Below are 19,207 nucleotides of genomic sequence, written 5' to 3' on the forward strand. Positions count from 1 at the left end.
CGGCGGAACCTCATGCGTTAGCGGCGGAACCTCATGCGTTAGCGGCGGAACCTCATGCGTTAGCGGCGGAACCTCATGCGTTAGCGGCGGAACCTCATGCGTTAGCGGCGGAACCTCGTGCGTTAGCGGCGGAACCCAATGCGTTAGCAGCGGACCTCAATACTTTAACAGCGGAACACCATGCCAAGCGACCGAAACTACTCATGATCAAGTAGCAGAAAACCGTGTTAGAGCACCGAATAGACGGATGATGCGATAAAGCGGTAAGATTAAGGCTGATTGGAGGAATAACGAGATGTATCTAAATTGGATTTTACAGCGAGCGTATTTAACACCTTTACGAAACGGTTTAACATATAATGGGCAGACTTGGACTTTTCAAGAATTAAATGATTTATCTTTGAAACGTGCTCGTCAACTTACAGCACTGGATATTAAGCAAGGGGACCGTATTGCAATAATGGGGCCGAGTAAGCCTTCCCTTGTCATTATGATGTACGCGTGTATGCATTTACAATGTGAAATGGTCATGCTAAATCGTAGGCTAACACAGGATGAAATTGCCTATCAGCTAGAGGATTCAGAGGCTGTAGCGGTATTAGTTGCAGATGAGGATATAGAAAAATTACCATCACATACTTCTTATTATTTATTTTCTACGATAGAAAAAAGTACAGAAGTGGCTGTTGATATTACGAAAGAATGGTCTTTAAACCAAACAACATCGATTATGTACACATCTGGCACGACTGGTTTTCCAAAGGGCGTTTGTCAAACTGTTGGAAATCACCAGGCAAGTGCAACCGCCTCCGTTTTAAATATAGGTTTGCATGCGGACGATACTTGGTTATGTGCTGTACCACTTTTTCATATTAGTGGCTTTTCTATTTTAGTGCGTTCATTGTTGTACGGCAATAAAGTGCACTTATATGATCAGTTTGATGCAGAAGCCATTTCACAAAATATTATGGATGGCGAGGTTACACATATGTCAGTAGTCGCTGTCACACTGGAAAGGATTCTACATACCCTTGAACAGAACAATGCACAAGCTTCACCGAAATTTAAAATGATGCTAGCGGGTGGTGGACCTGTGCCGGTGGATTATTTAAAGAGAGCGCATGCATTAAATTTAGCTGTAGCTCAAACGTATGGTATGACAGAAACTTCGTCACAAACTGCAACATTAGCAAATGAGGATGCAATGCAAAAAATTGGTTCAGCGGGAAAACCATTATTTTTTAATCAAATTCGCATTGCTGAGCCGAATGATAATGGTGAAGGAGAAATTTGCATACGTGGTCCACATGTTACACCAGGGTACATTGGTCGTTTTGCCGAAAAAGGTGCAACGATTGATGGCTGGCTCCATACTGGGGATATTGGTTATATAGATGAAGAAGGTTATTTATTTGTCATTGATCGTCGAGCGGATTTAATTATTTCAGGTGGCGAAAATATTTATCCTGCTGAAATCGAAAATGTGCTACTTACACACCCTGCTGTTAAGGAAGCGGGAGTATGTGGTGTCGATGATGATGCTTGGGGGCAGGTACCAATCGCCTTTGTTGTATTAAAAGAAGAAGTACAGGTAGAGCAAATACAAGCATTTTGTCAAAAGAAGCTTGCGAAATATAAAATACCAAAAGAAATTATTGTTACGGACGAGCTCCCGAGAAACGGCGCTAATAAGCTACTTCGTAGAAAATTAATGGACTAAAAAAATTATAGGTGTTTGACATTAAAAATTTAATTTATCTCAGATAGACTTTCAAAATGGGGGTAAAGAATTGAATTTTCAAGATTTGATGGAATTTAGAGGGTATATATATTTAAACAAATTGTTTGAACCAGAAGAGAGTTCACTGAGAGTACTTATTGATAGGTGTATTGTGAACAATACCAAGGAATTTGTAAAAATTACAGATGCGTTTGAAGTAGAGGCATCCGCAATTGAAGTTGATGACAATCTACCAATTCTGCAATTGGATTTTGAAACGTATGTTGCTTATTCCATTATTGATGAATCTTTTACTGTAATGGATGATTACGAAAATTTCGATGGCAATTTTTTTAGAATTTATACTAAATCTAGGTACTTGGATTTTATTAAAGAAGGAACAATTGCTGAAGATATATTTCCTGAAAAACAGTTCGTTCACTATCAAATTCCTTGTTTGAACCATATAATCGATATTATTTCATATGAGGAGCCTATAATTACTGAAACAAAAAGAATGTAATAAATTTTCTTACTAGAAGAGCATCGGAATCGATGCTCTTTTATGTGTTTATTTTTACTTTTATAGAATGAGAAAAGTATTGCTGTTTGTGGTTTTTTTTTAAAACTCCCCCATCAAGAGAACCCGTTATTAGTTTTCGTTTATGTTGTTGAAAAAGGAAAGCTTTATGAATGTTTTGGTACTTTAAATCAGAGGAATTTCCGTTCTTAGCTACTAGTTATAATCGAATAGAAAAAATATGCCCTTTAGCAAAACGTGGAGTTGATTTCCGTTCCGGCTGGGCGCTTTTATCGCTGCCGCTTCGCTTTCGCGCAGAAAACATTTGTTGCTGTCGCTTCGCTTTCGCACAGATAAAACATTTGTTGCTGCCGCTTCGCTTTCGCGCAGAAAACATTTGTTGCTGCCGCTTCGCTTTCGCACAGATAAAACATTTGTTGCTGTCGCTTCGCTTTCGCACAGAGCAGAGCTTCCTGGGGGCATCCGATGAGCCGCTTCGCTTCGCTCCATGGTCTCGGGCCAACACGATGTTGGTCACGAAGGCGTTATCACAGGATGTGATGCTTTTAGCCTTCGTTCCTCTATCGCTGATCCCCAAGGAGTCGCCCAGCCTCCACACTCCAATCAATCACTTCACATAGTATGTATCTTTTGATATGTTATTGATAAAACGACACTCCAGCAATGTTTTGATGTGTGAAAAGTAAAATGGCAGTAACAGATGTACAATCAGGTCACCTCTTTAAGTTTTTTCCAACCCTATGAAAGAAGCCTTCATTTATAAGAAGGCTTCTTTTATTCGTTTTAAGAGTAAATTTTTAGTAAATTCTTAGGATTAAATTAATCATTCATTAACATAATAAGAAATAACAGGCATAAACTAGTTAGTAAAGGAGAATGGCTCATATGAGAAAATATATATATAATGTTGTCATTATATTATTTGTTCTACAAATGAGTCATGTGCAAGTATTCGCAAACTATGAACAAGAGAATATTGCAACTGCCAATTCAATAGAAACACTACAACATCTAATTCAAAAACAAGTTATGCAATTATCTACTGAATTTGACGTTCGTTATACTGGCAATACATCCGAAATAAAAGATGAACTATCTGAGCTCATTAAACATGCTATTCAGGATCCATATATTTACGCCAATATTTCTGGTTTTAAATGGAAATATGATGGTTTTGCCAATAATATTGTCATTACATTTGAGTTTACCTATCATATTTCACAGGAAGAGGAGGCATTTGTAGAACAAACTTTGGCGAATATTATTGCACCTATGCATGGATTAAGTGAATTGCAGAAAATACAAGCTGCACATGATTTTATCGTTCTATCTGCTGAATATTCAAAGGACACCAAAGGAAGTCAATATTCTCCCTACACATTGCTTACTGAAAACAAGGGAGTTTGTCAAGCATATGCTCTAGTGCTTTACCGCATGCTAGAGATGCTAGGCTTTGAGGTACAATATGTACCAGGAAAAGTAGAGGAACAGCTACACGCCTGGGTCTTAGTGAAGCTTGATAATGCATGGTATCATATCGATGTTACGTGGGATGATCCATTACCTGATCGTAAGGGTGAGGTACTTTATAATTATTTTTTAGTTTCTGATCGCCAATTAGCACGGGATCACTCTTGGGACTATACGAGTTTCCCAGCAGCTACAAGTGAAGCCTATGTTGATTTACAAAAAAAGAATAAGATTGAGGTTCTGACAAAACCAATACTAGATAGTCAATTTACCTTTGATAAAGGGCTATCCATCTTAAGTAAAAATAAACAAACAGTTACTCAATTAATAGAACAACGTAGACTGCTTTTAAAAGATCATAAAAGCGATAATCCTATTCAGGTTCAGATGCACCTAAATGAATGGGAACCAATCATTTTAGAAAGTAATGTAGCCGAAGTAAAGGCTAATCAAAAGATAATACCAAATGCTTTGCATAAGAAAAAAGGGCTAATAACTGTTTATAGAACGGAAAAAAGAATGCCACAAGAAAAGTATGTCATAATAAAGGAGGTGCCCCATACGATATTCAGGGCACCTCCTTACTTATTTATTTGTGAGCGTTTAATGCAGTACCTAAAGTTTTAATATTTTTCTTCATAAGGGTGAAGTAAGTTTCATTATTCTTTACATCTTCTGCTGTTAAAACACTTAAATTGTGCAAGACAAGAGAGTCTGCTCCAACCTCTTTTTGGATAACCTCGGATAATTTAGAAGAGACATTTTGCTCGAATAAAATGTAGTGAATATGCAAATCATTTGCTTTATCAACAATCGCCGTAAGTTCTTTTTGAGAAGGCTCATTTTGTGAGTTTAAACCGGCTATTGGAACTTGCTTTAAGCCATATTGTCCTGCGATATAGCCAAATGATGCATGTGATACGAAGAACGTCTTCTCTTGCGCTTTATCAGCCATTGCTTTATATTCGCTGTCTAAATCTTGTAGTTCTTTTACTAATTCCTCGTAGTTAGCTGTAAATGTAGCTTCTTGTTCTGGCATTTTTTCAACTAGAGTGTTTTTAATGGAAAGTGCTAAGTCTTGACTGATAGTTGGTGATAGCCAAACATGTGGATCTACATTACCGTGATCATGATCATCGTGTCCGTCTTCATGATCATGATGTGCGTCCTCTTCATCATCATGTGTATGACCTGTGCTCATGGCTAATTTTTCATCTGAAACCTGATCTGCGGTAGCCACCATAGTTACATCTTCATTAGCTAGAGTTTTTTTAGCATTTTCAACAAAGCCCTCGAGCCCTAAGCCGATATAGAAAAATATATTAGCATCTGCTAATTTCATCATATCTTTTTGTGTTGGCTCAAATGTGTGCTCATTGGCACCAGCAGGATAAATAGAAGAAACCTCTACAAAATCGCCACCAATTCGTTGTGCAAAATAACTTAATGGATAAACAGTTGTGTAAATTGTTAATTTATCCTTTGTCTCTGATTGTTTAGATGTTGTTGATTTATTCCCACAGGCAGCAGTAAATAGGGCAAGGACTGCAACTAAAAATAATAAAAGTACTTTTTTCATCTTATAGCATACCTCTTTCAAATAGTAATCATTACGATTTATTTTTTAGAACAGTTCCTATAATAACTCACAACTGAAAAAAGTACAAGAAAAAATGACCCTCGAAAATTAATTCTTTTTCGAAGGCCATTTTTCAGGTACAGGATCAAAGCCACCTGGATGGAATGGATGGCATTTTGATATACGTTTAATCGTTAAATAGAATCCTTTAATGGCACCGTGTTTTTGAAAAGCTTCAAGTCCATAGGAGGAGCAAGTAGGATGGAAGCGACAAGATGGCGGCGTCATGGGTGATATAAATTTTCTGTAAAACTTAATGAGCCATATAAAGGGATATTTCATATTTGTTTATCCTTTTGTTGAGCGTTAATTTGCTTAGGTTTAGCATCGATAGTTTGTGTAAAGAAATTACCTTTTTTCTTCAACAAGACAATGACAGAAACGCCAAACATAAGCATCATCATTGCGATCATTATGATTATTGGTAATGGTACTCCCATTGCGTTCACTCCAAATTCTATTTGTTAATAATATTATAAAAGAATCTCTTGAAAAAATGTAGAAATTGAACTAGTCATCATCTTGATGAAAGCTTTGCTGAGGTTTTTCATCAACTGTATGTTTAAAAGCATACGCACGATTGACACTAATAATAGTCGCGATCGTTACTAAAATAACGATGATTGCTGCTACAATTAATAGCGTGATTAAACTCATTGCATTCACTCCGTTCTTTATTCATTACTTCTTATTATAAATTAGATAATATTACTTAGTTGTGAAGGAAGTTTGACATTCCAGCGAATAAAACATTCCTTTTACCACCATACTATGGTAAAAGGAGTGTTTTGTGATGGAGCGTCAGCGTGTATATTTTTCACTTGCCAATAGAACGTATTATACAAACCCATATGCAGGACCGTGGAACTTTGAACTAAATATAGATCGCCAAGCATTAGATGTCTTTGAAAAGATTTTTCAGCAAATGCAGATGTTAGAAATTTCAAATGCATGGCGAGCGCAATTGCCATATATACAATATCATCTTGATAGAGAAAATGATGAAATTGATTTGCGCTTAAAAAAAATCTATGCACTAGTTCATGAATATGGGGATGCGGATACGAAGGCATTTGTAGAACAACTTCCTTACTTCAACAAACGTGTCTAAACGTAGGATCACTGAAAAAACTTCGGTGATCCTTTTTGTTTTGCCAAACTGAACAGCAAAGAGCAACTCTTGAGGGATTAACAGAGAGGGGGTCGTATTTTGAGCACTAGCAGCTAGCAATAGAGAAATTTCAATTTGTTGAGCTGTTGCTGTTTGTAATCGAATAAATATAATATTAAATACGGTATTACCTCCTGTTAGTCGCGTATTCCAACTATTAATGGAAGTTGAATATTAGTGATTTAATTTGTTGATTGTAGCGATATGATTACACTATAGTGAAATAAAAGATCATCGTTGGACGCTGAAGAACGAGAAAAGGAGTTGAAGAGCATGTTCACATTTACAGATTTAAATGGTTTTAGAGTGGACTTAAGTTTTATTAGAGGCGAATTGAATACTGAGCCTAAGCATGTACTTGTTTTATTAAAACATGAAAATAAATGGTTATGTACAATTCATAAACGTCGTGGTGTCGAGGTTCCAGGTGGAAAGCAAGAACATGGAGAAACATTAGAGCAGGCAGCAATAAGGGAAGTATTTGAGGAGACCGGTGTTCGGGTGAAAAATCTTAAATGGTTTGCAGAATACGCCGTACATGATGACATTTTATTTTGTAAAACGGTCTTTACTGCACAGTTTGCAGGGCAGGAGGACATTGATTTTGATTTAGAAACATCAGGGATGACTTGGTTATCGGATGAAGAATTTGCCAATCATCCAAATTTAAGCTTTCATATGAAAGATGAAGGAATGCAGAAAATGCTGGAGGAGTTGAAACATTATGATCAATGGTGAGATCGTTGAAAAACGTCCTTATCCTTCGCCCAATCCAGCTATTCGTTTAACGGAAATCATATATATGTCACAGGGTCTACGTGTAAAGGGGTTATTAGCGGAGCCTAAGGCAGAAGGTACATATGATGGCTTTTTGTATTTACGGGGAGGTATGCAAAGTATTGGTATGGTTAGACCTTCGCGTGTCGCACAGTTTGCAGCTCAAGGTTTTATTGTTTTTGCCCCATATTACCGTGGCAATCGAGGTGGAGAAGGTCGAGATGAGTTTGCAGGAGCTGATCGATATGATGCTGTATACGCAGTAGACGTACTAAAACAGTTTTGCAATGATAATATTCATGTTTTTGGTTTTTCACGTGGTGGTATTATGGCACTTTGGACCGCAATATTTCGTAGAGATATTACATCCGTTGTGACATGGGCAGGAGTATCTGATGCAACAGCTACATATTGGGAGCGGACAGATATGCGTAGGATGATGAAGCGTGTTATTGGAGGGACGCCTAATCGTGTACCAGAGGCATATGATGCTCGAACACCACTTTTTGAGGTAGAGCATATTACAGCTCCAGTACTTATTATTCATGGCTACCGTGATGAAAATGTAGATATTGAACATGCAAAACAGTTAGAATTTTATTTAAAGGATGCTAATAAAAGATATGAAACATGGTATGATCTTCGTTATGCTCATCAGTATCCACCGGCCAAAAATAGAGAAACAGTACATGCACTTTGCGAGTGGATGAAGCGTCAATAAACTATTATGGTTTGAGAGGAGTGTGTTAACTGAAATACATAATAAGTAAAAGGCGCAAGATTATTATTGTAGGATTAGTATTGATGATAATCGCTTCGACTTTTGTTTATTTTAAGTTTTTAACACCTTCAGCAGATATTCAACAATACAAGGAATATTACGCTCCGGAAACCAAGCAAAAAGCATTAAATCAAGATCAGATAAAGGTCACATTTTTAGGAACATCATCTTTATTATTTGATGATGGCAACACACAATTAATGATTGATGGTTTTATTTCTAGGCCGCCCTTATTAAAAATGTTGCCTTTCAGTACTGTAAAAACTGATGCAGATGCTGTAAATAAAGCCTTTAAGAAAATAGGAATAGATAATAATAAGCTTCGGGGATTGTTTATTGCTCATACACATTATGATCATGCGTTAGATTTAGCTTATATCGCTAAACAAACTGGGACGCATGTATACGGTTCAGAATCAGCAATTAATATAGGACTTGGTAATGGTATTAATATAAAACAGATGTCTGTATACGAAGTAAATACGGCTATGCAGTTTGGTGATTTTACTGTTACTGTCCTTCAATCGAAGCATTCACCAACGTTTGACGAAGGCGAAAAAATAAAAGAACCACTTAAACAGCCAGCAAAAGCTCTAGATTATCATGAAGATTCTTCATACGATTTTTTGATTACGCATCACAATAAATCATTCTTTGTTAAGCCTAGTGCTAATTATATAGAAGGGGCATTAGATGACATTCATGCTGATGTTTTATTTTTAGGAATAGGAGTATTAGGAGCTCAAGATCGAGACTTTCAAAATATGTATTATGAGCAAACCGTACGGAAATTACAGCCAAAACTTATTATCCCAATACATTGGGACAACTTCAATAAACCTTTAACAGAAGCTCTTGAAGCATTGCCTAAATTTGCAGATAACACAAAAAAAGGATTGGATTTTATCATTCAGAGAACAAAAGCAGATAAAATTGATTTACAAATACTTCAAGGTTTCCAAAGCATCTATTTCTAAAAATTGAATTGTAGGGGATTGATATAAATTTCATTTAGAGAGTTTATTCCATTTTATTAACTCTCTTTCAAAATGGAGTTTTATTGTCTAAAAAACCGTTCAGGTGCTTCATGGCAGGCACCTGAACGGTAGAAAAAGGCATTTACTCTATATATTTTGCTAAGAAGTTATTAATAGTTTTCCAGTAAGCGTCTCCAGCAACATTTTCTGCACCACTATGTCCAGCACCTTCAACTATAAATTTCTCCTTCGGTACATTGGCAGCCTCATATACTTCATTTAGCATATCAGATGGAACAAATGTATCGTTACTTCCATGAATGAATAGCATAGGTGTTTTCGATTTTGCTACTTGCTTGACGCTATCAGCTTCACCAAGCGTAAAGTCAGCTCTTAACTTCGTAACAATTGAAGAAAATTGCATGATAGGAAATTCAGGTAGATTAAAGATTTCTTGCAATTGATAGGAGAATTCATCCCAAACTGAAGAATAACCACAATCCTCAATAATAGCCTTAACATTGCCAGGTAGATCCTCTCCTGAGGCCATCATTACTGTAGCGCCTCCCATGGAAACACCATACAAAACAATTTCAGCGTTTTTATCAGAACTAGTAATATTATTAATCCAAGAGACTACATCAAGTCGATCATGCCAACCCATACCGATATAGTCACCCTCACTTTTTCCATGAGCCCTTGCATCAGGTACGAGAACATTGTATCCTGAATCATAAAAATGCTTAGCATACTTTGTCATTTGTGAACCTTCAGATGAATATCCATGGAAAACAATTGCCCATTTATTTGCTTCGTTTGTATTTTTAAGCGTATAGGCATGTAATTTCAAATCATCGAAAGACTGTATATAAGAGTCCTTATAATTCTCTTTAAACCACTTCTCACTCTCTTCTTTTTCTTTAACATCCTTAGGACTAGCAGCAATAGCATTGTGCGGAGCATTAAATACATCTGATTTATCAGTATTAGGATTTAAGGCAAAGTTATAAAAATAATTCCCCGCAAAAAATCCAGCCACAACAAACAATACTAATAGAAGACTGACAATGGTAATAATCACTTTATATTTTTTTTTCATATACATCCCCCTAAAACTACTATTATGAATTATACACAAAGATACTAATATGAAAAGTAGAATTTTATAATATAGGGAACGAATCTAATCGATCCCTATTATAGTGTTAAAATACAAAATAGTTAAGTAAATCTTTGTGATTGTTGTGGCACTATAAATGTGGGTGATTTCCGTTCCAGGCTACTCGCTTTCCTGTGGGCGAGCGTCGAGCCGCTTCCTCCGCTGCGCTTCGTGCAGGGTCTCGCCTGTCTCGCTTTCCCACGGGAGTCGAGTAGCCTTCCACTCCAATCAGCAATAACGTAGAACTTTTATAAATTTAATTTAATGTTAAAAGTGAAAGTTATGCTACTCACCATAATCGATCAGAATAGACTTATAACAGTAAAGTGATTGTACAACTGTTGTTGCTGACATTCCGCTTTTGTACAAAAACATCTGCTGTTGCCACCTCGACCTCGCATAAAAACCATTTATTGCTAAAAATTGATTTCACACTATAAATAAGAGAAACATGTAAGAAAATATTTGCTTAGTGAAATAGTTGATTGGAGTGGAGACTGGGCGACTCCTTGGGGATCAGCAATAGAGGAACGAAGGCTAAAACCATCACGTCCTGTGATAACGCCTTCGTGACCAGCATCGTGCTGGCCCGAGACCCTGGAGCGAAGCGAAGCGGCTCATCGGACGCCCCCAGGAAGCTCTGCTCTGCGCGAAAGCGAAGCGTCAGCGGCAAAGCGACCAGTCGGAACGGAAATCAACCCCTCGTTGTGCAGAGGAGCCTTAATAGGACACCTTAATTTTATTGAAATTAAAGTTTTTCAACACAAAAAAGGGAACGACTGAAAATCGTTCCCTTTGTTTAGTAAATTATTTTAATGGACCGCCAAGATTAATGATAGCTTCAGAAACATTTGAGAATTTCTCAAAGTTTTTGTTGAATAAACCAGCAAGTTCAGCAGCTTTTGCATCATAAGCAGCTTTGTCTGCCCATGCATCACGAGGATTAAGCACTTCAGTTGGTACACCTTCAATAGAAGTTGGAATGTTTAAACCGAATACTGAATCTTGAATTGTTTCAACATTAGCTAATTTGCCGTCAATTGCAGCACGTACCATTGTACGAGTGTAAGAAAGCTTCATACGGCTACCAGTTCCGTATTCGCCACCAGTCCAACCAGTGTTCACTAAGAATACTTGTGCACCGTGCTCGTCAATTTTTTGACCTAACATTTCAGCATAAACTGTTGCTGGAAGTGGAAGGAATGGAGAACCGAAGCAAGTTGAGAATACTGGTTCTGGCTCCGTTACACCACGTTCTGTACCAGCAAGTTTAGATGTGAAACCGCTTAGGAAGTGGTACATTGCTTGCTCTTTTGTTAATTTACTGATTGGAGGTAATACGCCAAATGCATCAGCTGTTAAGAAGATGATTGTTTTTGGGTGACCTGCAACAGATGGATCAACAATATTTTCAATGTATTGAATTGGATAAGCTACACGTGTATTTTCTGTTAATGAACCATCATCATAGTCACAAACTCGAGTTTCTGGATCAACAGCTACGTTTTCTAGAACAGAACCGAAGCGGATTGCGTTGTAGATTTCTGGTTCTTTTTCAGCAGAAAGGTTAATTGTTTTCGCATAGCAACCACCCTCAATGTTGAATACACCATTATCAGACCAACCGTGTTCATCGTCACCGATAAGCTTACGGTCAGGATCAGCAGATAAAGTAGTTTTACCAGTACCAGATAAACCGAAGAATAATGCAACATCACCAGCTTCGCCAACGTTTGCTGAGCAGTGCATTGAAAGGATGCCTTGTTGTGGTAATAAGTAGTTCATAATACCGAAAATAGATTTTTTGATTTCACCAGCGTATTCAGTACCACCGATTAGGATGATTTTCTTTTCAAGTGATACAATGATGAAAGTTTCAGAAGCTGTGCCATCAACAGCAGGGTCTGCTTTAAAGTTAGGAGCAGAGATAACCGTGAAGTCAGCAACATGAGAAGCTAATTCTTCTTTAGTTGGACGGATAAATAATTGATGAGCGAAAAGATTGTGCCAAGCATATTCATTGATTACTTGGATGCTTAATTGTGAATCTTTGTCAGCACCAGCAAAGCCTTTGAATACGAATAATTCGTCACGTTCTTTTAAATATTTTACTACTTTTACATATAAGTTATCGAACACTTCAGAAGAAATTGGTCGGTTAACTTTGCCCCAGTCAATTTTATCCTTTGTGCTATCTTCTTCTACCGTATATTTATCTTTAGGTGAACGACCAGTGTATTTGCCAGTTTCTGCACGAACTGCGCCATCTACTGTTAACATAGCTTCACCACGAGAAGTAGCCTTTTCAGCTAATTGTGGTACTGAAAGTTGAACATTAATGTTACCGCCGCTTAATAATTCCTTCAGTTCGTTTGCAATTTCTACTGAATTCATCGATTAAATACCATCCTTTTTTATAGTATTCCCTAGAGTTCGAGGGAGATTTTCTTAATTTCAAAATTAGTATAACACAATTGCTTAAATAATCTATACTAATTAAGAAATTATTTTTCAGATTTTATTACTTTTCAAGAAAACGACAAAAAGTAAATAGATTCGTTTTTATATTGCCTTTTACCCTATTTATTATAAGTGATCACACAATCACTTTCGACACAGCAAAAATGCATTTGGAAGCTTTTGTTGACATGAGGTTCGCACAGGATGTGAAGTCTTAGCTGTTTTTAAAGTTGGAGCTTGTGTCAACTGAAAAGAGGCTAGGATCATATTCATCCACCACATGTTCTGTAGCCACAAAATGTGCTGTAAAGGGTCACACATATGTTAACACATGATGTGAGGTGGAGAATAGGGATTATTTTGTTTCAAATTACAGCATAATCCAAATTACATAACCCATACTTTCTTTATAAGAATACAATCAATTATGTCCCAGCAATTGCGTCTGGAATCAGCTTTGTGTCAACGTGATGTCGGTCATTCAGTCTGTGTCGCTGTCGCACAGATAAATTGTTAGAGGACGTGGCGTTCTTAGACTGAGTTCCTCTATTTCAGCGGTTTTTTGAACATCCGCTGAAATAAGTGAAAAATATTTGACAACGTTCGACCTTTTCCGTATTATGAGATATTGAACGGATACTCTTATCCCGAGCTGGTGGAGGGTCAGGCCCTATGAAACCCGGCAACCTGCATGAAACATTTCACGACATGCGCTGGTGCCAACCTGATGCAAGGGGAAACCCCTTGAACGATAAGAGTGAAAGGTTATGAAGTCATTATTCCTTTCCTCATGTTAAGTAAACGTGGGAAAAGGATTTTTTTATTGTTAAAAACGAATATAAAGGTAAGTATATAGTCCTTTCCTTATTAAATGACGGATCTTTCGAAACCCTCGTGTTAAGAGCAGCAGCTGTTTTATTGTGCGAAAGTGCGACGACAGCAACAACGGCTTAAGAGTTCAATCTTTAGGAGCGGACTTGACATGGGTAATGAGTACCGTATTAATTCGCAAATATTATTTGTAAAAGTAATAGGAGGAAACCAAATGACAAACCGTCGACTGTTTACATCAGAGAGTGTAACAGAAGGACATCCAGACAAAATTTGTGATCAAATCTCGGATGCCATTTTAGATGCAATTTTAGCAGAAGATCCAAACGCACGTGTAGCGTGTGAAACAACAGTAACTACAGGCTTAGTTTTAGTAGCAGGAGAAATTACTACTTCTACTTATGTAGATATTAAAGGTATCGTTCGTGATACTGTAGCAGAAATCGGTTATACACGTGGGAAATATGGCTTTGATGCTGAAAACCTAGCAGTACTTGTTGCTATTGGTGAGCAATCACCTGATATAGCTCAAGGTGTTGACCAAGCATTAGAGGCGCGTGAAGGCTCTATGACAGATGCTGACATTGAAGCAATTGGTGCAGGTGACCAAGGTTTAATGTTCGGTTATGCATGTAACGAAACACCAGAGCTTATGCCATTACCAATTAGTTTAGCGCATAAATTGGCTCGTCGTTTAACGGAAGTACGTAAATCTGGTGAACTAGCATATTTACGTCCAGACGGAAAAACACAAGTAACTATTGAATATGATGAAAACAATGTACCAGTGCGCGTGGATACGATTGTAATTTCAACACAGCATGACGAAGAAGCTACACTTGAGCAAATTCAAGCAGACTTAAAAGAATTCGTTATTGCTCCAGTTGTTCCAAGTGAATTACTTGATGCCGATACTAAATATTTCATCAACCCAACTGGCCGATTCGTAATTGGTGGTCCAAAAGGGGATGCTGGTCTAACTGGACGTAAAATCATCGTTGATACATACGGTGGCTATGCACGTCATGGCGGAGGTGCTTTCTCTGGTAAGGACGCAACTAAGGTAGACCGTTCAGCGGCGTATGCAGCACGCTATGTGGCAAAAAACATCGTAGCAGCTGGTTTAGCAGAACGAGCTGAAGTACAACTAGCTTATGCGATTGGTGTTGCACAACCTGTATCTATTGCTGTTGATACATTCGGGACAGGAAAAGTTGCGGAAAGTGAAATTGTAAAATGGGTACGCGAGCTATTTGATCTACGCCCAGCAGGGATTATTAAAATGCTTAACCTTCGTCGCCCTATTTATAAGCAAACTGCAGCATATGGTCACTTCGGTCGTACAGACTTAAATGTACCTTGGGAACAAACAGACAAAGCTGACGCATTAAAAGAAAAAGTAGGCTACTAAGCTATTCAGCTAAAGTAATGAAGTAGCTAGAAAAATATTTTAAAATAACTTTTACAGAAAGGGGCTCAACATTCTTATAGCCCCTTTCGCTGTTTTTATCGAAAAAGAGAAGCTCCTAATCATAATTATGTATGGTTCGTCTGTTCAAGCAAACGTGGAGCTGTTGAAATAGCTATTTATTTTCTGTTTGAAGAGATTTATAGTATTGTCCTTTTTCTACATATTCACGTATGATGCGTTCCATATCTTCTTTATCTTCATCATTCAATTCTCTTACAACCTTTGCAGGACGACCTAATGCTAAGCTATTTGGAGGAATGACTTTGCCAGGAGGTACTAGACTACCCGCCCCAATGAATGCACCCTCTCCAATCTCCGCTCCGTCTAATACTATAGAGCCCATACCTATTAAGGCTTTTTTACGAATCGTGCAGCTATGTAAAGTTACTTGATGTCCGACTGTTACTTCATCTTCAATAATGAGCGGATATTTAGGGCTTTGATGTAAGCAACAGAGGTCTTGAATACTAACTCGTTTTCCGATAATTGTCGGTGATACATCCCCTCGTATAACTGTGTTAAACCAAATTGTTGTTTCAGCACCTATTGTAACGTCACCAGTAACGGTTGCATAATCGGCGATAAAAACAGACGGATCGATATTGGGTGTTTTACCTTTAAATGGATAGATCATGAGGATCGCCTCTTTTCTTTCTATGATGTAATATTATCGTATCAAATACGCAACTTGATGGAAATATAAAATTAAAATGAGCTAGATATTCCGATATAATCATTGTGTAATTATTTTTTTAGGAGGACTATGTGAAATGTGGAAATGGGAAGCTGATGGACAAGCAAAGGCTGTGGTTGCTATTCTTCATGGTGCATATGAAAATCACCGATGGTATGCATGGCTTATAGAAAAACTTAGATTGGAAGGCTTCCACATAGTCATGGGGGATTTACCTAATCATGGGGTAAATGTAGGATTTTCGCGTGTTCATGATGAAGATTTTAAAGAATACAACAAATATACAAGGCATTTAATGGAGAATGCTTTTTCGTATAATTTACCTGTCTTTTTAATAGGACATGGGCTTGGTGCGACACTATTACTACATACCATGCAAAAACGAAAATATGAATGCGCAGGGATTATCATAACTTCACCTTGGCTTCATTTAAAGCTATTGCCAGGTAAACTATCAAATGCATTAACTAGTTTAAGTGCCCTGACTGCAAATGTGAAACTGACCCATGAAATAACATTAGAATCATTAACGCGCAGTTTAGAGGGTAGAGATGAGATGAAGGATGAGGTTCCTTTTTCGTCAATCGTTTCAGTGAAATGGTATCGAGAACTACAGCAAATGATGCGCAATTTAGTGTTATTGCCTAAGGCTGAATTCCCTAATATGCCTATGTTAGTTATGACAGCTGAAAAAGATAATATTACTGAAACTAAACAAACGCGTAACTGGCTACATCAGATGGAATTTACAGAGTTTCAATTCAAAGAATGGGCAAACTGTTATCATAATCTATTTCATGAAGTAGAGCGTGACGAGATTTTTGTTTATATACGTGATTTTATTAATAATGCTCTTCGAAGAATTGGTTATATAATTGAATAGAGAATTACCCCTCCAATTAACTAGAAAAATTACTACTTTTTGTTACTTGAATATAATGTTGTAATTTTCTGAAAAGTGTAATACTATAATGACTCAAAGTATTATTTTCAAATTGGAGGGGTAAAATGGAAACAATCGTCGGGAAAATTAATGAGATTTTATGGGGACCGTGGTTTATTTATGGCATTTTGCTAATAGGGCTCTTTTTTTCAATCATTACACGGTTCCTACAAGTAAGACATATTAAAGATATGTTTGTTTTAATGTTTAAAGGCGAAAAATCAGAAAAGGGGATTTCATCTTTCCAAGCGATGTCTATCGCATTATCTGGTCGAGTAGGTACAGGTAATATTGCCGGTACAGCTACAGCAATCGGGATGGGGGGACCTGGTGCTATTTTTTGGATGTGGGCAATCGCATTTATCGGTGCGGCAACTGCTTACGTTGAGTCGACATTGGCTCAAATTTATAAAGAAGAGAAAGATACAGAATATCGTGGTGGGCCAGCTTTTTACATAGAAAAAGGAATGGGGCAAAAGTGGTTTGCAGTTATTTTTGCTGTTGCCGCATTAGCTGCCATGCTAGTTTTGATGCCGGGTGTACAATCGAATGCAATTGCGACAGCTGTTGAAAACGCTTTCGATGTTAAGACTTGGATTACAGGACTTATTATTGTCGTATTATTAGGTACTATTATTATCGGTGGTGTCAAATGGATTGCCAATGCTGCTCAGGTCATTGTACCGTTTATGGCATTAGCATATATTCTGATGGCCATCATCATTATTGCAATGAATATTAAAGAAGTACCAGCTGTATTTTCATTAATTTTTTCTAGCGCATTTGGTGCACAAGAAATCTTTGGTGGTATTATTGGCTCCGCTATTGCATGGGGGGTTAAGCGAGGTATTTATTCAAATGAGGCAGGTCAAGGGACAGGTGCTCATCCAGCAGCGGCTGCAGAAGTATCACACCCTGCTAAACAAGGTATCGTACAAGCAGCTTCTGTGTATATTGATACTCTATTAATCTGTTCAGCTACAGCATTTATGATATTATTTACTGGTATGTATAATGTACACGATGAAAAAGCAGTAGATGGTGCTGATTCATATGTTTATGTTGGTGACTTCAATAAAGGCGGATTAACTGGGGAAGAACAAATCACATTTGCGAAAAGTATTAAAGAAGGTGCAGCCTTCACACAATATGCAGTTGATTCTTCACTACCAGGTTTTGGTGGACCATTCGTAGCAATTGCCTTATTCTTCTTTGCTTTTACGACAATTATGGCATACTACTACATTGCCGAAACAAACGTGGCTTATTTATTCTCAGGAACTACAGAAAAAGTCGTCATTTGGCTGGCGAAATTTGCAATTTTAATTTCTGCGTTTTACGGTACTATCCGCACGTCTGACCTTGCTTGGGCTATGGGGGATGTCGGACTTGGCTTAATGGTTTGGATTAACGTTTTAGCGATTTTAATTATTATGAAGCCAGCAATAGTCGCATTAAAGGATTATGAAAAACAGAAAAAAGAAGGAAAAGATCCTGTTTTTGATCCTCGTAAACTAGGAATTAAAGGTGCAGATTTCTGGGTAGATTATAATGAAAAACGTAAAAATAAATAGACAATAACGAAAAAGCTATCTAATAGATTTTAACATTCTATTAGATAGCTTTTTTGTTTTATAAAAAATTTCTATTGACGGCAATAGAAAAAGAAGGTATATTTTGTCTTAAGGAAATTATCTTTCCTTCAAGAAACTTTTTGGTGGGAGGTGAAAAAATCGACTGTGTTCCATTTACCGAAACTATCATATGATTATGATCAGTTGGAGCCCTATATTGATGCTAGAACGTTAGAAATTCATCATTCTAAGCATCATGCTACGTATGTTAATAATTTAAATGCAGCCTTAGAAGGTCAGAAGGATTTACAAAATCAGTCGTTGGAAGATTTATTATTCAATCTTGATGTGCTTCCAGCTGACATTCAAACAGCCGTACAAAATAATGGTGGAGGACACTATTGCCATAGTTTATTTTGGGATTTGATGAGCCCAAATGGTGGTGGTGAGGCAAATGCTGATATTGGAAAGGCGATTGATTATTATTTTAAAACGTTTGATAATTTTCAGGATCAGCTTTCTAAAGCAGCCATTACTCGTTTTGGGAGTGGGTATGGATGGCTAGTGCTGGATGGCGAACAATTAACCGTTATGAGTACAGCTAACCAAGACACACCTTTAAAGGAAGGAAAAATGCCTCTACTCATTATTGATGTATGGGAACATGCTTATTATTTGAAATATCAAAATCGCCGACCTGAATTTGTTACGAATTGGTGGAATACTATCGATTGGGATAAAGTCAATCAGCGATATGTGGATGCAATGAAACAACAAACACTTTTAAAATCTAACTAAGTTAATTAAGGTAATTTGACATGAAAGTAAAAATTAAGTACTCCTCCCTATCCCCCGCGCCATCGGGGGATATTTTCTTTTCTAAAATCAATTATGCCTTGGCATAATTGCCGCTGTCGCTTCGCTTTCGCGCAGATAAACAATGCGTCCGGAATCAGCTTTGTGCTTAGGCCTGCAGATATTTTTTGTGCGAAAGCGTAG

19 protein-coding genes and 1 riboswitch are annotated in these 19,207 nt (G+C 37.4%); of the genes, 12 read left to right on the plus strand and 7 right to left on the minus strand.

The features are described from left to right. Window positions 1–295 precede the first annotated feature (295 nt). From ACFVT8_RS00065 to ACFVT8_RS00080, 4 genes are all read left to right on the plus strand, one after another. Window positions 296–1,720, plus strand: a complete 1,425-nt coding sequence (locus ACFVT8_RS00065) for an o-succinylbenzoate--CoA ligase (RefSeq protein WP_387082520.1) — start codon at window positions 296–298, stop codon at window positions 1,718–1,720. A gap of 70 nt (window positions 1,721–1,790) precedes the next feature. Further along, window positions 1,791–2,243: a hypothetical protein gene (locus ACFVT8_RS00070; RefSeq protein ID WP_387082519.1), complete on the plus strand. Its 453-nt coding sequence runs from the start codon at window positions 1,791–1,793 to the stop codon at window positions 2,241–2,243. 170 nt (window positions 2,244–2,413) lie between these two features. Beyond that, window positions 2,414–2,881: a hypothetical protein gene (locus ACFVT8_RS00075; protein WP_387082518.1), complete on the plus strand. Its 468-nt coding sequence runs from the start codon at window positions 2,414–2,416 to the stop codon at window positions 2,879–2,881. Window positions 2,882–3,146: 265 nt separating this feature from the next. Then, on the plus strand, window positions 3,147–4,358 hold the full coding sequence (locus ACFVT8_RS00080) for a transglutaminase domain-containing protein (RefSeq protein ID WP_387082517.1): 1,212 nt from the start codon (window positions 3,147–3,149) through the stop codon (window positions 4,356–4,358). Here the strand turns inward: ACFVT8_RS00080 and ACFVT8_RS00085 are convergent. The 4 genes from ACFVT8_RS00085 to ytzI form a co-directional block, all read right to left on the minus strand. Continuing rightward, window positions 4,321–5,310, minus strand: coding sequence for a metal ABC transporter solute-binding protein, Zn/Mn family (locus tag ACFVT8_RS00085; protein ID WP_387082516.1), 990 nt, complete (start codon window positions 5,308–5,310; stop codon window positions 4,321–4,323). The genes ACFVT8_RS00080 and ACFVT8_RS00085 overlap by 38 nt on opposite strands. A 108-nt stretch (window positions 5,311–5,418) precedes the next feature. Continuing rightward, a complete protein-coding gene (gene yidD / locus ACFVT8_RS00090; protein ID WP_082172819.1) occupies window positions 5,419–5,652 on the minus strand; it encodes a membrane protein insertion efficiency factor YidD in 234 nt (77 codons plus the stop codon). After that, window positions 5,649–5,810 (minus strand): hypothetical protein, encoded by a 162-nt coding sequence (locus tag ACFVT8_RS00095; protein ID WP_370045009.1) that lies wholly within the window; start codon window positions 5,808–5,810, stop codon window positions 5,649–5,651. Before ACFVT8_RS00095 ends, yidD begins: the two co-directional genes overlap by 4 nt. A gap of 70 nt (window positions 5,811–5,880) precedes the next feature. Continuing rightward, on the minus strand, window positions 5,881–6,027 hold the full coding sequence (ytzI, locus tag ACFVT8_RS00100) for a YtzI protein (protein ID WP_387082515.1): 147 nt from the start codon (window positions 6,025–6,027) through the stop codon (window positions 5,881–5,883). A gap of 136 nt (window positions 6,028–6,163) precedes the next feature. Here ytzI and ACFVT8_RS00105 point away from each other — a divergent pair, with 136 nt between their 5' ends. The 4 genes from ACFVT8_RS00105 (at window position 6,164) to ACFVT8_RS00120 (ending at window position 9,076) form a co-directional block, all read left to right on the plus strand. Next, window positions 6,164–6,481 (plus strand): transposase, encoded by a 318-nt coding sequence (locus tag ACFVT8_RS00105; RefSeq protein ID WP_387082514.1) that lies wholly within the window; start codon window positions 6,164–6,166, stop codon window positions 6,479–6,481. Between the two features lie 333 nt (window positions 6,482–6,814). After that, window positions 6,815–7,279: an NUDIX domain-containing protein gene (locus tag ACFVT8_RS00110; protein ID WP_387082513.1), complete on the plus strand. Its 465-nt coding sequence runs from the start codon at window positions 6,815–6,817 to the stop codon at window positions 7,277–7,279. Beyond that, window positions 7,263–8,039 carry an alpha/beta hydrolase family protein gene (locus ACFVT8_RS00115; protein ID WP_387082561.1) on the plus strand — a complete coding sequence of 259 codons (777 nt, stop codon included), beginning with the start codon at window positions 7,263–7,265 and terminating at the stop codon, window positions 8,037–8,039. The genes ACFVT8_RS00110 and ACFVT8_RS00115 overlap by 17 nt, the downstream gene beginning before the upstream one ends. Before the next feature lie 83 nt (window positions 8,040–8,122). Further along, complete coding sequence (locus ACFVT8_RS00120) at window positions 8,123–9,076, plus strand: MBL fold metallo-hydrolase (RefSeq protein ID WP_387082512.1); 954 nt, start codon at window positions 8,123–8,125, stop codon at window positions 9,074–9,076. Between the two features lie 142 nt (window positions 9,077–9,218). Here ACFVT8_RS00120 and ACFVT8_RS00125 read toward each other — a convergent pair whose 3' ends face one another. Together ACFVT8_RS00125 and pckA are read right to left on the minus strand one after the other, a co-directional pair. Continuing rightward, window positions 9,219–10,175 carry an alpha/beta hydrolase gene (locus tag ACFVT8_RS00125; protein WP_387082511.1) on the minus strand — a complete coding sequence of 319 codons (957 nt, stop codon included), beginning with the start codon at window positions 10,173–10,175 and terminating at the stop codon, window positions 9,219–9,221. Window positions 10,176–11,042: 867 nt separating this feature from the next. Then, window positions 11,043–12,629 (minus strand): phosphoenolpyruvate carboxykinase (ATP), encoded by a 1,587-nt coding sequence (gene pckA, locus ACFVT8_RS00130; RefSeq protein WP_387082510.1) that lies wholly within the window; start codon window positions 12,627–12,629, stop codon window positions 11,043–11,045. 705 nt (window positions 12,630–13,334) lie between these two features. After that, window positions 13,335–13,453: riboswitch (SAM riboswitch) on the plus strand. 287 nt (window positions 13,454–13,740) lie between these two features. On the opposite strand from pckA, the gene metK reads away from it, so the two are divergent. Beyond that, entirely contained in the window at window positions 13,741–14,937 is a 1,197-nt protein-coding gene (metK, locus tag ACFVT8_RS00135) for a methionine adenosyltransferase (protein ID WP_387082509.1), read from the plus strand. A gap of 172 nt (window positions 14,938–15,109) precedes the next feature. Here the strand turns inward: metK and ACFVT8_RS00140 are convergent, their stop codons facing one another. Beyond that, entirely contained in the window at window positions 15,110–15,631 is a 522-nt protein-coding gene (locus tag ACFVT8_RS00140; protein ID WP_387082508.1) for a gamma carbonic anhydrase, read from the minus strand. Window positions 15,632–15,767: 136 nt separating this feature from the next. Here ACFVT8_RS00140 and ACFVT8_RS00145 point away from each other — a divergent pair, with 136 nt between their 5' ends. The 3 genes from ACFVT8_RS00145 to ACFVT8_RS00155 all read left to right on the plus strand — a co-directional run bounded on the left by ACFVT8_RS00145 (window position 15,768) and on the right by ACFVT8_RS00155 (window position 19,006). After that, window positions 15,768–16,574 carry an alpha/beta hydrolase gene (locus ACFVT8_RS00145; RefSeq protein ID WP_387082507.1) on the plus strand — a complete coding sequence of 269 codons (807 nt, stop codon included), beginning with the start codon at window positions 15,768–15,770 and terminating at the stop codon, window positions 16,572–16,574. A 125-nt stretch (window positions 16,575–16,699) separates the two neighbouring features. Further along, a complete protein-coding gene (locus ACFVT8_RS00150) occupies window positions 16,700–18,208 on the plus strand; it encodes an alanine/glycine:cation symporter family protein (protein ID WP_387082506.1) in 1,509 nt (502 codons plus the stop codon). A 165-nt stretch (window positions 18,209–18,373) separates the two neighbouring features. Beyond that, window positions 18,374–19,006 (plus strand): superoxide dismutase, encoded by a 633-nt coding sequence (locus ACFVT8_RS00155; protein ID WP_387082505.1) that lies wholly within the window; start codon window positions 18,374–18,376, stop codon window positions 19,004–19,006. The last annotated feature ends 201 nt before the right edge of the window (window positions 19,007–19,207 follow it).

Source organism: Lysinibacillus sp. NPDC058147, assembly GCF_042884205.1.
In the GTDB taxonomy this organism is placed as follows: domain Bacteria; phylum Bacillota; class Bacilli; order Bacillales_A; family Planococcaceae; genus Lysinibacillus.

Bases quoted from the DNA above. Each gene is read 5' to 3' on its own strand.
- ACFVT8_RS00065 (WP_387082520.1), top strand. From the start codon at position 296: ATGTATCTAAATTGGATTTTACAGCGAGCGTATTTAACACCTTTACGA.
- ACFVT8_RS00075 (WP_387082518.1), top strand. From the start codon at position 2,414: ATGTTTTGGTACTTTAAATCAGAGGAATTTCCGTTCTTAGCTACTAGT.
- ACFVT8_RS00080 (WP_387082517.1), top strand. From the start codon at position 3,147: ATGAGAAAATATATATATAATGTTGTCATTATATTATTTGTTCTACAA.
- ACFVT8_RS00085 (WP_387082516.1), bottom strand. From the start codon at position 5,310: ATGAAAAAAGTACTTTTATTATTTTTAGTTGCAGTCCTTGCCCTATTT.
- yidD (WP_082172819.1), bottom strand. From the start codon at position 5,652: ATGAAATATCCCTTTATATGGCTCATTAAGTTTTACAGAAAATTTATA.
- ACFVT8_RS00095 (WP_370045009.1), bottom strand. From the start codon at position 5,810: ATGGGAGTACCATTACCAATAATCATAATGATCGCAATGATGATGCTT.
- ytzI (WP_387082515.1), bottom strand. From the start codon at position 6,027: ATGAGTTTAATCACGCTATTAATTGTAGCAGCAATCATCGTTATTTTA.
- ACFVT8_RS00105 (WP_387082514.1), top strand. From the start codon at position 6,164: ATGGAGCGTCAGCGTGTATATTTTTCACTTGCCAATAGAACGTATTAT.
- ACFVT8_RS00110 (WP_387082513.1), top strand. From the start codon at position 6,815: ATGTTCACATTTACAGATTTAAATGGTTTTAGAGTGGACTTAAGTTTT.
- ACFVT8_RS00120 (WP_387082512.1), top strand. From the start codon at position 8,123: ATGATAATCGCTTCGACTTTTGTTTATTTTAAGTTTTTAACACCTTCA.
- ACFVT8_RS00125 (WP_387082511.1), bottom strand. From the start codon at position 10,175: ATGAAAAAAAAATATAAAGTGATTATTACCATTGTCAGTCTTCTATTA.
- pckA (WP_387082510.1), bottom strand. From the start codon at position 12,629: ATGAATTCAGTAGAAATTGCAAACGAACTGAAGGAATTATTAAGCGGC.
- metK (WP_387082509.1), top strand. From the start codon at position 13,741: ATGACAAACCGTCGACTGTTTACATCAGAGAGTGTAACAGAAGGACAT.
- ACFVT8_RS00140 (WP_387082508.1), bottom strand. From the start codon at position 15,631: ATGATCTATCCATTTAAAGGTAAAACACCCAATATCGATCCGTCTGTT.
- ACFVT8_RS00145 (WP_387082507.1), top strand. From the start codon at position 15,768: ATGTGGAAATGGGAAGCTGATGGACAAGCAAAGGCTGTGGTTGCTATT.
- ACFVT8_RS00150 (WP_387082506.1), top strand. From the start codon at position 16,700: ATGGAAACAATCGTCGGGAAAATTAATGAGATTTTATGGGGACCGTGG.